Raw genomic sequence first — 13,029 nt, forward strand, 5'->3', positions numbered from 1 at the left:
ATGTCCGGACCCTTGTCGAAGCGGCGCGGCGCCGTGGTGGTGTTCCTGGTCTGCATCGCGCTGGGCCTGGCCCTGGCCTCCATCTTGGCCAGGGTGGCGCACGCGCCCTGGCTCAATGCGATGCTGCTGGTGGTACCCGCCACGCTCGTGTATGCGATCGGCTCGGGGTTTTCCGCGTTTTATTTGTGCCGCGCCTATCCCTTGCACGCCCGCCATCCGTTCGCCATTGCCAGCGTGATGGGCGTGGCGGCCCTGTTCGCGGGCTTGCTGTGGGCGACCCTGCTGCAATTTTTGAACAGCGTCAGCCTGTTGACGGAACAGCACTGGCTGGGCGTGAACCTGACGCCATCGCTGCTGGCCCTGTTCTTCGGCCTGGGCGCGCTGCTGTATTGCCTGGCCGCCGCCGTCCATTATCTGCTGCTCGAATTCGTGCGCGCCAGGATGGCCGAGCAGCGGGGCCTGGAAGCGCAGCTGATGGCGCAGGAAGCGCAACTGCGCATGCTGCGCACGCAGATCGATCCGCATTTCCTGTTCAACAGTCTGAACTCCATCAGCGCCCTGACGTCTATCGATGCGGCGGGCGCGCGCCAGATGACGGTGCAACTGGCCAGTTTCTTTCGCCAGAGCCTGAGCCTGGAAGCGCACAAGCACATCACCGTGCAAGAGGAACTCGTGCTGATCCGCCACTTTCTCGCCATCGAACAAGTGCGTTTCGGCGCGCGCCTGCAGGTGGCGGAAAGCATCGACACTGCCGCGCTGGCGTGTCTGTTGCCGCCCATGCTGATACAGCCGCTCGTGGAAAATGCCGTCAAGCATGGTATCTGCGGCTTGACGGAGGGCGGCCTGATCGCCATCGAGGTCCGGCGCGCAGGCAGCTTGCTGCAGATCGCCGTGCGCAATCCCGTCGATGCGGATCAGGGGCCGGCGCGCGGCAACGGCGTGGGCCTGGAGAATGTGCGCCAGCGCCTGGCCGGTGCGTATGGCCACGAAGCGGGCGTGCATTGGGCGCGGCGCGGCGCGGCGTTTGAAGTAACGCTATCGATGCCGGCACAGACCGGCGACACGGAGGAAGCATGATGCAATCAAGAATGCGGGTGGCCATCGTCGATGACGAATTACTGGCGCGCAGCGTGCTGCGCGAATACCTGGCACGCCATGACGATATCGAGATCGTCGCCGAGTGCGCCAACGGCTTTGACGCCGTCAAGGCCATCGCGGAACTGGAACCGGAGCTGGTGTTCCTCGACATCCAGATGCCGCGCCTGGACGGTTTTGAAGTGGCCGAATTGATCGGCGCGAAGACAAAGTTGATCTTTGTCACGGCCTACGACCAGTACGCCTTGAAAGCGTTCGAATGCCATGCGCTCGACTATCTGCTCAAGCCGTTCAGCGAACAGCGCTTCGACCAGGCGCTGGCCCATGCGCGTGCCCACCGCAGCATGCCCGAGACTGTACAAACGCTGGTGCGCGAAGCGGCCACGCGCGCCGCGCCCCTCGACCGCGTGCTGATACGCGACGGCGCCAAGGTCCACGTCATCGCCAGCGCGCGCATCGACTACATCGAGGCGCAGGACGATTACATCAGCATCCGTTCCGAAGGCAAGTCCTATCTGAAAAGCCAGCGACTGTCGGAGCTGGAGACCCAGCTTGATCCCGCCAAGTTCCTGCGCGTGCACAGGTCGTATCTGCTCAATATTGACGGCATCCGCCGCATCGAGGCGGCAACGAAAGACAGCCACGTGGCCATCCTGCGCGATGACACGCGCATTCCCGTGAGCAAGGCGGGCTACCAGAAGCTGAAGTTACTGGTTGGCTAGCTGCACATCCCACCACGTGGGTAGCAGCTGGCGTATTTCCGGGCGCGAAAAACGGTCGTCGATCAGGTAGACGACGCCCTTGTCCGACTGCGTGCGGATCACCCGGCCTGCCGCCTGCACCACCTTTTGCATGCCCGGATACAGATACGTGTAGTCGTAGCCGGCGCCGAAGATGTCGCCCATGCGCTGGCGGATCTGCTCGTTGACGGGATTGATCTGCGGCAAACCCAGGGTGGCGATGAAGGCGCCGATCAGGCGCGCACCGGGCAAGTCGATGCCTTCGCCAAACGCGCCGCCGAGCACGGCAAAGCCGATGCCGCGCGTGTCCAGGCCGAAACGTCCGAGGAATTGCGCGCGGGCACTGTCATCCATGCGGCGCGGCTGTTGCCACAGGGGCACGTCCGGATAATGCTGGGCGAACAAGTGGGCCGTCTTTTCCATGTAGTCGAAGCTGCTGAAGAAGGCCAGGTAGTTGCCCGGCGTTTCCGCGTATTGCTTCGCCATCAGCTGGGCGATGGGCAGCAAGGAGGCGGCGCGGTGCTGGTAGCGCGTGGAAATCGTGTCGGCCACGCGCACGGACAATTGTTCCGCCTGGAATGGCGATTCCACGTCGACCCAGGCCGTGTCGGCCGGCATGCCCAGGGTGTCGCTGTAGTAATTCCACGGACTCAGGGTGGCGGAAAACAGGGCCGTGCTGTGACTGGCCGCGAAGCGTTCCTTGAGAAACGGCGCCGGCACGATGTTGCGGATGCAGACGGTGGAGCCCGTCTCCGTTTTGCTGACGTCGAACAGCGAATGTTCGCCGAAGCTTTCCGCCAGGCGGTTGATCAGCAGCACGTCAAAGTAAAAGCGCTGCAAGTCTTCGTCCAGGGCCGTGGCATGTTCGGCCATGTAGTCGCCGATGGCCGTCGCCACGCCTTGCAGGGCGCCAAAGAATTTCTCGGGCAAGGCCGCATGCACGTGGTAATCGCCATCCTGCTCTTTCAACAAAGCCGTCCACTGGCGCGACAGGCGGTCGAGCGGCTTTTTCAAGGTGTCGGGCGCGAACTTGCGCAGCATCTTCAGGTCGATCTGCGCCAGTTCGGCGGTATACATGCTGCGCGCGCGCGACACCATATTGTGCGCTTCGTCGACCAGCACATTGACTTTCCAGTCGTGGGCCAGCGTCATGCCGTACAGCATGGCGCTGAGGTCGAAATAGTAATTGTAGTCGCCGATGACGACGTCACTCCAGCGCGCCAGCTCCATGCCCAGGTAATAGGGGCAAATACCTTGCTGCAAGGCGATGGCGCGCACGGCTTCCTTGTCGAGGATCAAGCCGCTGGCCAGCGCCACCTCGCGCGCCAGTGGCAGGCGGTCGTAAAAACCCTTGGCCAGCGGACACGATTCGCCATGGCAGGCTTTGTCCCGATGTTCGCAGGCGCTGGTCTTGGCGCTCAATTCCAGCACGCGTAGCGGCAGCAGCGGCGCGCTGTCCTTGAGGATGGCGCAGGCGTCGAGCGCCATCTGGCGGCCGGGCACCTTGGCGGCCAGGAAAAACAGTTTATCGAGGCCATGTGCGGCCGTCGCTTTCAACATGGGGAACAGGCTGCCCACCGTCTTGCCGATGCCGGTCGGCGCCTGCGCCAGCAAGCCGCAGCCGCGGCTGCTGGCCTTGTACATGGCTTCGGCCAGCTGGCGCTGGCCCGGGCGAAAGTCCGCATGGGGAAAGGCCATGGCCGTGAGTTGTGCGTCGCGGCTGGCGCGGTGCGCCATTTCCTGCTCGGCCCAGTCGAGGAACAGCGCGCAATGCTGTTCGAAGAAGGTGCGCAGCGCCTCGGCCGTGCACTCCTCGTGCATGACGGTTTCCTTCTGGCTCACGATATCGAAATACACGAGCGCCACGCGCAGCATGGGCAAGTTCAGTTGCTGGCACAGCAAGTGGCCGTAGATGCGCGCCTGCGCCCAGTGCAACTGGCGATGGTTGGCGGGCATGGCGTCCAGTTCACCCCGGTAGGTCTTGATCTCTTCCAGCTGGCGCCGCGCCGGGTCGTAGCCATCGGCGCGGCCCCGCACGTGCAGGGGGCCGAAGTCGCCGGAAAGACTAATTTCACGCTGGTAATCATCATCGCGCCGGCCCGTCACGGTGGCGTGGCCGGCCATGCCTTCCTGCGCCGTGGGTGAGGGCGTGAAACGCAAGTCCAGGTCGCCCACCTTGGCCGTGAATTCGCACAGCGCGCGCACGGCGATGGTGTAAGTGTTGCGGCTCATGTGGCCGCCTGCCACTGCAGGTAGCACACGCTGACGGGCATGGCGTGTTCGGCGCAATACGCGATCCAGCGCAGCTGGTTGTCTTGCAGGCGGTCGCCGGGACCCTTGACTTCGATCATGCGGTAGCGCTGTTCCTGTGGCCAGAACTGGATCAGGTCGGGAAAGCCGCTGCGGTTGCTTTTGATGTCGAGCAAGATGCGCTCGAACGCCTTCTTCAGGTGGACTGCCGGGATGCAGGCCAGCGCCAGGTCCAGCAAGCCGTCGTCCAGCACCTCCCAGCTGACGAAGGGCGAGACGATGCCGTGCTTGGCGGCAAGCGTGGCGCGGATGGCCGCGTGGTAGCGGCCGTCGTCCAGTTGCGCCAGGCAGGCGGCAAAGTCCGTGCTGCGGCGCTGGTAAAAATCGGCGCTGTGCAAGTCGGCCGGGCCACGGTGGAACGGGTGGAAGAAGGCGCCCGGCATGGGCTTGAAGATGGCGGGCCAGCACAGCAGGCCGAACAGCGAGTTGATCAGGGTGTTTTCCACGTAATACACGGGCGCATCCTCCCGCATCAAATGCTGCTGCACCACGCCTTCCACGTAGCACGCCAGTTCCGGATAGGGCAGCAGCAGGTCGATGCGCTCCACGGCGGCGGCCGCATTGGCCGCCTGCTTCGCATGGCCCAGCTTGCGCCGCAAACGGGGCGCCATGCGCAGCAGCAATTGCTGTTCCGCCTCGCTTTCCGGCGCGGCCAGGGCGATCAGCAGGCGTTCGTAGGCCGCTTGCGGCTGCTCGTCTTTTTCCAGCACGCGGATGGCGCGGCCACGCGCGCCCGGATAGCGGCAATCGGCGTAGGCACGGTAGGCGGCCAGCCAGTCCTGGCATTTTTCCAGGTGCTGGGCGATCTGGAAGCGCAGCTTATCGCGCCGGCTGGCCAGCCAGGTATTGTCCTCGGACAAGGGCAACGCAGCCAGTTCCTGCAGCACTTCGTCGGCCGGCACGCTGTCGTTGTAACGTTCGCGGCACTGGTGCAGCACTTCATAGTGCTCGATATCCTGGCGCGTGCGAAACCCGCGCGACTGCGGCGAGAATTCCACTTTTTCGTATTGATACACGCCAAGGTCGGACAGCACGAATTCCGACCAGTCCTGGTGATAGTTGCCAAAGTAAATCAGGCGCAGGCGGTCGCACAGCACTTGCAAGCCGATGCGGTACAGCACGTCGGTGCAGGCTGGATGCCAAGCGGAAAACGGTTTACTTTCCCCATGCTGCTCGCGCAAGGCGTCCAGCTGCTCGGCCTTGCGCGCCGCTTTCAGCGGGGCGGCGAGGGCGAAGGCCTGGACGATTTCTGCTTTCAGCAGCAGTTCGAACAGTTCATCGAGCGAGATCGCTGGATCAGCCTCGACCCAGCCCGTGGCCAGCAAGGGCAGGGCGGCCGCGCGCGCGTCGCCGATTTCCGGGTAATTGAGCTTGCTGGCGCGAAACAGGCAGCCCTTGCGCATGACGAGGCGCACGAACAGGGCGCGCGACGGCTGCGGCAGTGCGCTGAAGGCGGCGATGAACTGCGTTTCTTCAACGCTCAGCAGATCGGCGTAACGCGCGCTGATCCAGTTCAGCACGTCCTGGAAATTATCCAGATAGTACAGGGGATTTTCCAGGACTCTCAACATGGGGGCAATAGGGCAAGGTGAACGGTTTTACTGTGTTTATATACAGTTTAAACCTTCAGCCGCCGCTTGCCCAGTGATTTTATGTTCAGTCAGCCGTGCTGTAGGCAAAATAGCTGTCGAACTTTTCACAGGGAATCAGTTCTGCGCGCAGGCTGGCCAGTTCTATATCGGTCAGCAATCCCCGATGCGTTTCCGTGCGTCCCTTCGGCAGCGCCACCTCGTAATCGATGATGTCCCTGGCCAGCAAGGCGTGCAACACTTCGGCTTGCCGCGCCGTCAGGTAGCGCGCGTGCGTGCCCAGGGTTTTTGCCAGTTGCTCCTTGAATGCTTCGTCGCTGACGTCGTTGTACGTATCCTGGTCCGCCATGCTGTTCAACAACATGTGAACCATGAAATCTTGCAGGTTTTTTGCCAGGTACTGGGCTTCATTCTCGTCATGCCACAGCAGCACGATGGGCATCTCGCCGTCTTGCTCGCTTGACGCGAAAAAGCAGTAGTGGTCGCCCGCACCCGTTTGCGCGAAAGGGATGAACTGGAAGGCGGGATCGATCTGCCGGTAATCGTCCGTATCCAGCAAGGTTTCCGCTTCCGCGGCGACGGCCTCGATGTTGAGCAATTCGAAATCATCCGCATGCAGCAGCAGGGTGGGCCGCTCCGTCAATGTGGGATAGACCAGCTTGTACCAGTCGGGGCCGTATTCGCCCACGGCCAGCATGCCGTCGCGCTCCAGCTGCCGATACAATGCGGGATAGGTGAAGCCGTGCTGCTGTTCAATTTCTGACAGTGTCATGTTTGCCCCGTTAAACGTGATTCGTCTGGGCATGATAGCCGAGGCCGTGTCTCGCACGCTTCACGGCAGCAACGACGGACATCATTAATAAACATTTAAGTTTGCTTATGTGGCATGGTCACGTATGCTTGCCAGACTAACATCCGCCGAACCCGCATGAAAAACATCATCCTGATTTCCGCCGCCTGCCTGCTGGCGCTGCTGTCGACCATCGGCGCCTCGCTGCCATACCCGATCCTGCCACCCCTGTTCGCGGCCGAGGCGCCGAATGCCTTCAACAATTTCCTGGGCTTGCCGTCGAAATTGCTGTTCGGCCTGGCGCTGACCATCAACCCGCTGGGCTTGCTGATCGGCTCGGCCTTGCTGGGGCCCTTGTCCGACCGTTATGGCCGCCGCCCTTTGCTGATGCGCACGGCCGTGGGCGCCGCCATCGGCCACGCCATCACGGCCTGGGCGCTGGTGATCCAGTCCTACCCTCTGTTCATCGTGGCCCGTTTCATCACGGGTTTGCTGGAAGGGAACGGCGCCGTGGCGCGCGCCATGCTGGCCGACCAGTTGACGGGGCCGCTGCGCCTGCGCGCCATGTCGTGGCTGAACGGCGCGTTTTACCTGGGCTGGCTGGTGGGCCCGATCCTGGCGGGCGCGACCCTGCATTGGGGTGTGACGGTACCGTTCTGGATTGCCGCCGCCGCCCTGATGCTCGTCGCCGTGCTGGTGGCCGTGGGTTTACAGCGTGAAACGCCCTCGCTATTGACGACGTCGTGGTGGCAAGTGGCGCGCGACCGCCATTCGCTCAATTTGCTGCGCCATGAGGAGCTGCGCACCCTGTTCATCGTGCAATTGGCGTTTACGTGCGGCGTGGCCAGTTTTTACGAGTTCTATCCGCTGTGGCTGGTCGAGACGGCCAATTACCATGCACAGGAGATTGCCTGGGTGAATGTGGGCCTGTGCGGCACGATGACCATCACGTCCTTGCTGGCGGGCGGTCCCAGCCGCCATGCGCCGCTGCTGCGGGCCTGCTGGTATGCGTGCGGCGTGGCGCTGGCCGTAGGGATATTGGCGCTGGGTAATATCTGGGTGGGCATCGCCGCCATCGTGCTGTTCGGCATTCCGAATGCCCTGTACAACACGGTGATACAGGGCTGGTGCGCCGAGCGCTTCAGCGCGCACGGACAGGGCGCCGTGATGGGTTTGCTGGCCACGACGTTTTGCATCGCCAACATCGTCGTCGCCCTCAGCGGCTCCGTGCTGACCCTGATCGATACGCGGCTGATCCTCGTCGCAGGCGCCTTGTCCGCCGCCTGGGCCGCGTGGCGCATGGTGGCCTGGCGCCGCCAGCTGGACGGCGCCGTCGAGGCGAAGGCATGCCAGGATTTCTGCAGCTAGGCGCTGCCTATCTTTCGGGGGGAGGGAGGGGGGCGAATACCGGACCCTGCCGGTGAATTCTTGTAGGTGGTAGGTCGGATTAGCGCGCATGCGCGTAATCCGACATCACCATTAACGCCAACAATGCGTCGGATTACTTTTTGGCAGCCTTCGGCTTGGCCGCCGGCGCTGCTTTTTCAGGCGCAGCAGTGGCACCGGTCGTGGCTTTTTCCGTGGCCTGCGCCACTTGCGCGCTGGCCTTGGCGATCTGCTCTTCGACGGTCTTCACGGCCTGTTTCGTGGCCTTGGTCACTTGCTCGTAGCCGAGGAAGGCATTGTCGATGGCGGCCTTGACGATGGCGACGGCGTTTTCCGAGCCTGGGGGCACGTTTTTCGTGACGTCGTAGATCAGGGCGCTCAGATTGCTTTTCGCTTCGGCCACGTGGGCTTCTGCGGCCGTGGTGAATTCCGTGTGGATTTCCTTGATGATGTCGTCGAGTTGCTGTTTATACGCTTTGGCGCCGGCCACGCCCGGTTGCAGCTGGGCAGCGGCGGCGGCCATGGCGGCCTTCGGATCCTTGGCCTGGCTGATTTCCTTGCCGGCGGCGATGCCATCCTCGATGCCGGACTTGGCGGTGGCCATGTTCAACGCCAGCACCTGTTCCACGCCTTGCACGGCCTTCGAGGTGAGGGTGTTGAAGGTCATCAGCTGGAATTCAAACAGGGCCTTGGTGGCCGTTGCGAATTGTTCGGGATTCGTAAACATGTGGTCTCCTCGGTTTGAATAGATACGTTCTTATCGTTCCATACTCTTTCGACGCCGCAATGCCATCGCTTGCAATCAAGCCGGTGCCCCCGTGTGGTCATGGCCCCATTATTTAACAAGCGCCGGTTTTTCGCAACGGCTATCTTTGTACGGTCCCGAGGCCAGTTCCCAGCCAAATCCCAGGGTCGATTGGGCGCACGACAGGGTGCCGTCGATCTTGCTGCGCCATTTGTACCAGGGGGCAGGTCCGGCCATTGTGCAGGCGCACACTGCCAGCAAGGCCGTGGCGATCAGGTATTTCATGGGTGCTCCGAAAGAATGCTTGCGGGCATTGTAGCGCGCTTGCCGTTCAGGGCGCGGGCGATTGCGGCGCCACCGCGGGCAGCTGCAGGGTGAAGGTGGTGCCGCTGGCGTCGCCCGTGCTGCTGGTGGCGTCGATATGGCCGCCCAGCACGCCCGTGATGATGTTGTGCGCCACATGCAGGCCCAGGCCCGAGCCGCCCGAACCGAGCTTGGTCGTGAAGAAAGGGTCGTAGACGTGCACGAGGTCGTCGGCGGCGATGCCCACGCCCGTGTCGGCGATGGACATGGTGATCGTCTTGCCGTCGTCGCTGCCGCGCGCCCTGATGTGAATGGCGCCTCCGCTGCGGCCCTCGAAGGCGTGGCGCAGGCAGTTTTCCAGCAGGTTGCTCAGCACCTGGCCCAGCGGACCCGGATAGCTATCCATGGCCAGGCCCTCAGGCACGTCCTGCGTCAGCGTCAAGCCGGCCGCCTTGAGCTGCGTGGACAGGGGCAGCATCAGCTCGGCCACGAACTGGCGCAGCAGGAAGTGGCGGCGCTGCGAGCTGGCGCGGTCGACGGCGATCTGTTTGAAGCTCGAGACGAGGTCGGCGGCGCGCTGCAGGTTGCGCAGCATGATGGCGTCGGCCTCGCTGGCCTGCGTCAGGTAGGCGCCCAGTTCGGAGCGGCGCAAGCCGTCGAGGAAGCTGGCCTGGATTTCGCGCGTGCGTTCGGCCATCGTGGTGGCCACCACCAGGCCGTTGCCGATCGGCGTATTGAGTTCATGCGCGATGCCGGCCACCAGCGCGCCGAGCGCGGCCAGCTTGTCGCGGCGCACCAGTTCCTCCTGCGTGATCGACAGGTTTTCCAGTGCGGCGGCCAATTCGCGGTTCGTCTGTTCCGAGTGTTCCTTGGCCTGCGTCAGGGCCGCCGTGCGTTCGGCCACCAGCTCTTCCAGGTGGGCGCGGTGGCGCTCCAGTTCGCGCTCGTGGCGCATGCGGCCAATCGCAATGCCGGCCAGGTCGGTCGCCGTGTCGATCAGCTCGAGGTCGCGCGCATCGGGCTTGCGCACATCGCGGTAGTACATGGCGAAGGAACCGAGTACGGCGCCATCCTGGCCGAAGATGGGGCGCGACCAGCAGGCGCGCAAGCCGAACGGCGCGGCCAGTTCGCGGTAGGGCGCCCACAGCGGATCGCACATGATGTCGCTGACCACCACCGGTTCGCGCAGGAACATGGCCGTGCCGCAAGAACCCACGCCGGGGCCGATGGCCACGCCTTCGAGCAGGGCCATGTAGTCTGGCGGCAGGCTGGGGCCGGCCGCGCTGTGCATGTGGACGCCATCGTCGTCGAGCAGCATGATGGAGCAGAGCACGCCGCGCGACTGGCCTTCGATTAACAGCAGCAGCTGGTTCAGGGTCGGGATCAGCGGCGCGCCCTTGGCGACCATTTCCAGCAGGGCGCTCTGGCCCGAGCGCATCGCTTCGGCGAGGTTGCGTTCAGTCAAGTCGATGATGCGCGCATGCACGAGCTGGCGGCCCGGCACGGACAGGCGCATCAGCCGGATTTCGCAGGCGATCGGGCGGCTGTCGCGATGGCAGCAGCTGGCGCGGAAGACGACGATCTTGCCTTGCAAGGTATCGCGGATCTTTTCTTCCAGCAGCTGCGGCGAGGCGCGGCCGTCGCTCTGATGCTGGGGGAACAGCGGCTCCATGCCGCCTTGCAGCAGCTCGGCCAGCGGCATGCCGAACAATTCTTCGGCCAGGTGGTTGGCGTCGATCAGCAGGCCGTTGTCGATATCGAACAGCAGCACGGCGTCGGGCGAGCCGGCCAGGATCGAGTGGTAATTGACTTCCAGCGTTTGCGGATGCAGGGGGCGCGGCGGCGTGGCCGCACGCGGCGCGGGCGCCTCGGCCTTGTGCAGCGCCAGTTCCATGAGGATTTTTTCTGCCACGTCGCGCGCGTTGAAGGGCATCTTGATGTAGTCGGAGGCGCCGGCGCCCACGCTGCGGCCCTGTTCCTCGGCGCTGGGCGTGGCCGACATCAGCAGCAGGGGCACGCTGTGGCGTCCGCCCGCATTGCGCAGGCGCATGCAGGTGGCGCCGATATTCGAGCCCGCCAGCGCCGCGTCGAGCAGGATCAGGTCCGTGCCGCCGGCCGCCAGTTCCACGCCTTCGTCGATATCGCCCGCCAGTCCCGTGCCCAGATTATGTCTGTCCAGCACATACAGCAGTTCGCGCACATCGTTCGGCGAATTGCTGACCAACAGCACATTGGCCCGGTCGGTGATGGAAGAAATCAACTGGTTCATGGTGTCGCGCCCTTACGCGTTTCATGGGCCTAGTATTACATCAAGGCAAGTAGGAGTAAACGATAATTCTTGATGACTCAAGGCAATGCGGATGGGTCTCGTTCACGCGGCGTTTTGTGCCGCGGGCGCCGTTGCCAGGTCGGCGCGCGCCTGTTCGATGCGCGGGTAATTATCCTCGATCCAGTCGACCAGCACGGCCAGGCGTTCTGCCGCCTCGCGTCCCAGCGGCGTGAGGCTGTATTCCACCTTGGGTGGTATCACCAAGTACGCCTGGCGCAGCACGAAGCCGTCGCCCGCCAGCGCTTCCAGGGTTTGCGCCAGCATTTTTTCGCTGACGCCGCCCACTTCCCGGCGCAGTTCGCTGAAGCGCCGGGTGCCGCTCAGCAGCAGTACCAGCACCAGCACGGCCCAGCGGCTGGTCAGGTGGCTGAGCACGGCGCGCGACGGGCAGGTGGCCGCCAGCAGGTGGGCGTCCTGGGTTTGCCGGGCGAGGGCGGCGCGCAGGCTGGCGCCGGGAGTGTCTGTGGACATGATAGTTGGCCTTGTTAAGGTGGATTGCATTCATACTTACCAAAAGGTACGTACTTACAATAAGTAAGTAATAGTCCTATTATAGGGTTTTACCACCCACGTACCAAGGAGAAATCATGATCGTCATCACCGGCGCCACAGGCAATCTGGGCCAGCACGTCATCGCCAGCCTGCTCAAATCCGTCCCCGCAGCCAATATCATCGCCGCCGTGCGCAACCCGGCCAAGGCCGCCGACCTGGCCGCCCGGGGTGTGCAAGTGCGCCAGGCCGATTACAACGATGGGGCCAGCCTCGACGCGGCGTTCAAGGGCGCAAGCAAGGTTTTGCTGATTTCGTCGAGCGAAGTGGGTCAGCGCGCGCAGCAGCACCAGAACGTCATCGATGCGGCCAAGCGCGCCGGCGTATCCCTGCTGGCCTATACCAGCGTCTTGCGCGCCGACACGTCGCCGCTGGGCCTGGCCGCCGAGCACGTGATCACGGAAGCGGCCATCCGCGCCTCCGGCCTGCCTTACAGTTTCCTGCGCAACGGCTGGTACCTGGAAAACCATACGGAACACCTGGCACCAGTGCTCGAGCATGGCGTCGTGCTGGGTGCGGCGCAAAACGGGCGTTTCTCGTCCGCCGCGCGTGCCGACTACGCAGCGGCAGCTGCCGCCGTGCTGACGGCGGCCCAGCCGCAGGCCATCTATGAACTGGCTGGCGACCAAGGGTTCACCTTGGCCGAGTACGCGGCCGAAGTGGCGCGCCAGTCGGGCAAGGCGATCGTGTACAAGGATTTGCCGCAGGCGGATTTCAAGGCGGCGCTGGTGAGCGTGGGCGTGCCGGAAGGCTTTGCCGATCTGCTGGCCGACTCCGATGCGGGCACGGCCAAGGGCGGCCTGGAAGACCATGGCAAGCAATTGAGCGCGCTGATCGGCCGTCCGACGACGAGCCTGCTTGACGCCGTGAAGGCGGCGCTGGCGAAATAAGGGGGAGGATGCCGTGGCAACGCGGCATCCGGAAATGAAAAAAGCCGCAAACTCGTGAAAGTTTGCGGCTTTTTTGCGAATTAGGTAATGGTGCCCACGAAGGGACTCGAACCCCTACACCCGAAGGCACATGGACCTGAACCATGCGCGTCTACCAATTCCGCCACGTGGGCACTGATGCTGCTTGTTGCTTACTGCTATATCTCACTACTGTACTGCGGACTACAACGAAAACAACTCGTTGCTGGTGGTGCCCACGAAGGGACTCGAACCCCTACACCCGAAGGCACATGGACCTGAACC

The 13,029-nt window shown here is 63.5% G+C and carries 11 protein-coding genes and 1 tRNA gene; 4 read left to right on the plus strand and 8 right to left on the minus strand.

The window, feature by feature from the left end; genetic code table 11:
• Positions 1-1,077, plus strand: coding sequence for a sensor histidine kinase (locus JAB6_RS19695; protein WP_070304186.1), 1,077 nt, complete (start codon positions 1-3; stop codon positions 1,075-1,077).
• An 11-nt stretch (positions 1,078-1,088) separates the two neighbouring features.
• Complete coding sequence (locus JAB6_RS19700) at positions 1,089-1,817, plus strand: LytTR family DNA-binding domain-containing protein (protein ID WP_070304187.1); 729 nt, start codon at positions 1,089-1,091, stop codon at positions 1,815-1,817.
• Here JAB6_RS19700 and JAB6_RS19705 read toward each other — a convergent pair.
• From JAB6_RS19705 to JAB6_RS19715, 3 genes are all read right to left on the minus strand, one after another.
• The gene (locus tag JAB6_RS19705) at positions 1,803-4,067 is read right to left on the minus strand and encodes an ATP-dependent DNA helicase (protein ID WP_070304188.1); all 2,265 of its coding nucleotides are present in this window, start codon (positions 4,065-4,067) and stop codon (positions 1,803-1,805) included. The genes JAB6_RS19700 and JAB6_RS19705 overlap by 15 nt on opposite strands.
• Complete coding sequence (locus JAB6_RS19710; protein WP_070304189.1) at positions 4,064-5,716, minus strand: VRR-NUC domain-containing protein; 1,653 nt, start codon at positions 5,714-5,716, stop codon at positions 4,064-4,066. The genes JAB6_RS19705 and JAB6_RS19710 overlap by 4 nt, the downstream gene beginning before the upstream one ends.
• Positions 5,717-5,801: 85 nt before the next feature.
• Complete coding sequence (locus tag JAB6_RS19715; protein ID WP_070304190.1) at positions 5,802-6,506, minus strand: SMI1/KNR4 family protein; 705 nt, start codon at positions 6,504-6,506, stop codon at positions 5,802-5,804.
• A 156-nt stretch (positions 6,507-6,662) separates the two neighbouring features.
• Between JAB6_RS19715 and JAB6_RS19720 the strand changes: the two genes are divergently transcribed.
• Complete coding sequence (locus JAB6_RS19720; protein WP_070304191.1) at positions 6,663-7,892, plus strand: MFS transporter; 1,230 nt, start codon at positions 6,663-6,665, stop codon at positions 7,890-7,892.
• A gap of 133 nt (positions 7,893-8,025) precedes the next feature.
• On the opposite strand, the gene phaP is transcribed toward JAB6_RS19720, so the two are convergent.
• The 4 genes from phaP to JAB6_RS19740 form a co-directional block, all read right to left on the minus strand.
• Positions 8,026-8,637 carry a TIGR01841 family phasin gene (gene phaP, locus JAB6_RS19725; RefSeq protein WP_070304192.1) on the minus strand — a complete coding sequence of 204 codons (612 nt, stop codon included), beginning with the start codon at positions 8,635-8,637 and terminating at the stop codon, positions 8,026-8,028.
• A 108-nt stretch (positions 8,638-8,745) separates the two neighbouring features.
• Positions 8,746-8,940, minus strand: coding sequence for a hypothetical protein (locus tag JAB6_RS19730; protein ID WP_070304193.1), 195 nt, complete (start codon positions 8,938-8,940; stop codon positions 8,746-8,748).
• 46 nt (positions 8,941-8,986) lie between these two features.
• Positions 8,987-11,227, minus strand: coding sequence for an ATP-binding protein (locus tag JAB6_RS19735; RefSeq protein WP_034755109.1), 2,241 nt, complete (start codon positions 11,225-11,227; stop codon positions 8,987-8,989).
• A gap of 102 nt (positions 11,228-11,329) precedes the next feature.
• The gene (locus JAB6_RS19740) at positions 11,330-11,758 is read right to left on the minus strand and encodes a helix-turn-helix domain-containing protein (protein WP_070304194.1); all 429 of its coding nucleotides are present in this window, start codon (positions 11,756-11,758) and stop codon (positions 11,330-11,332) included.
• Between the two features lie 116 nt (positions 11,759-11,874).
• Here JAB6_RS19740 and JAB6_RS19745 point away from each other — a divergent pair, with 116 nt between their 5' ends.
• On the plus strand, positions 11,875-12,726 hold the full coding sequence (locus JAB6_RS19745) for an SDR family oxidoreductase (RefSeq protein ID WP_070304195.1): 852 nt from the start codon (positions 11,875-11,877) through the stop codon (positions 12,724-12,726).
• Positions 12,727-12,814: 88 nt separating this feature from the next.
• Here JAB6_RS19745 and JAB6_RS19750 read toward each other — a convergent pair.
• Positions 12,815-12,899, minus strand: a tRNA-Leu gene (locus JAB6_RS19750).
• Between the last annotated feature and the right edge of the window lie 130 nt (positions 12,900-13,029).

The sequence above is a fragment of the Janthinobacterium sp. HH104 genome (assembly GCF_001758715.1).
Classification (GTDB): domain Bacteria; phylum Pseudomonadota; class Gammaproteobacteria; order Burkholderiales; family Burkholderiaceae_D; genus Janthinobacterium; species Janthinobacterium aestuarii.

Bases quoted from the DNA above. Each gene is read 5' to 3' on its own strand.
- JAB6_RS19695 (WP_070304186.1), top strand. From the start codon at position 1: ATGTCCGGACCCTTGTCGAAGCGGCGCGGCGCCGTGGTGGTGTTCCTG.
- JAB6_RS19700 (WP_070304187.1), top strand. From the start codon at position 1,089: ATGCGGGTGGCCATCGTCGATGACGAATTACTGGCGCGCAGCGTGCTG.
- JAB6_RS19705 (WP_070304188.1), bottom strand. From the start codon at position 4,067: ATGAGCCGCAACACTTACACCATCGCCGTGCGCGCGCTGTGCGAATTC.
- JAB6_RS19710 (WP_070304189.1), bottom strand. From the start codon at position 5,716: ATGTTGAGAGTCCTGGAAAATCCCCTGTACTATCTGGATAATTTCCAG.
- JAB6_RS19715 (WP_070304190.1), bottom strand. From the start codon at position 6,506: ATGACACTGTCAGAAATTGAACAGCAGCACGGCTTCACCTATCCCGCA.
- JAB6_RS19720 (WP_070304191.1), top strand. From the start codon at position 6,663: ATGAAAAACATCATCCTGATTTCCGCCGCCTGCCTGCTGGCGCTGCTG.
- phaP (WP_070304192.1), bottom strand. From the start codon at position 8,637: ATGTTTACGAATCCCGAACAATTCGCAACGGCCACCAAGGCCCTGTTT.
- JAB6_RS19730 (WP_070304193.1), bottom strand. From the start codon at position 8,940: ATGAAATACCTGATCGCCACGGCCTTGCTGGCAGTGTGCGCCTGCACA.
- JAB6_RS19735 (WP_034755109.1), bottom strand. From the start codon at position 11,227: ATGAACCAGTTGATTTCTTCCATCACCGACCGGGCCAATGTGCTGTTG.
- JAB6_RS19740 (WP_070304194.1), bottom strand. From the start codon at position 11,758: ATGTCCACAGACACTCCCGGCGCCAGCCTGCGCGCCGCCCTCGCCCGG.
- JAB6_RS19745 (WP_070304195.1), top strand. From the start codon at position 11,875: ATGATCGTCATCACCGGCGCCACAGGCAATCTGGGCCAGCACGTCATC.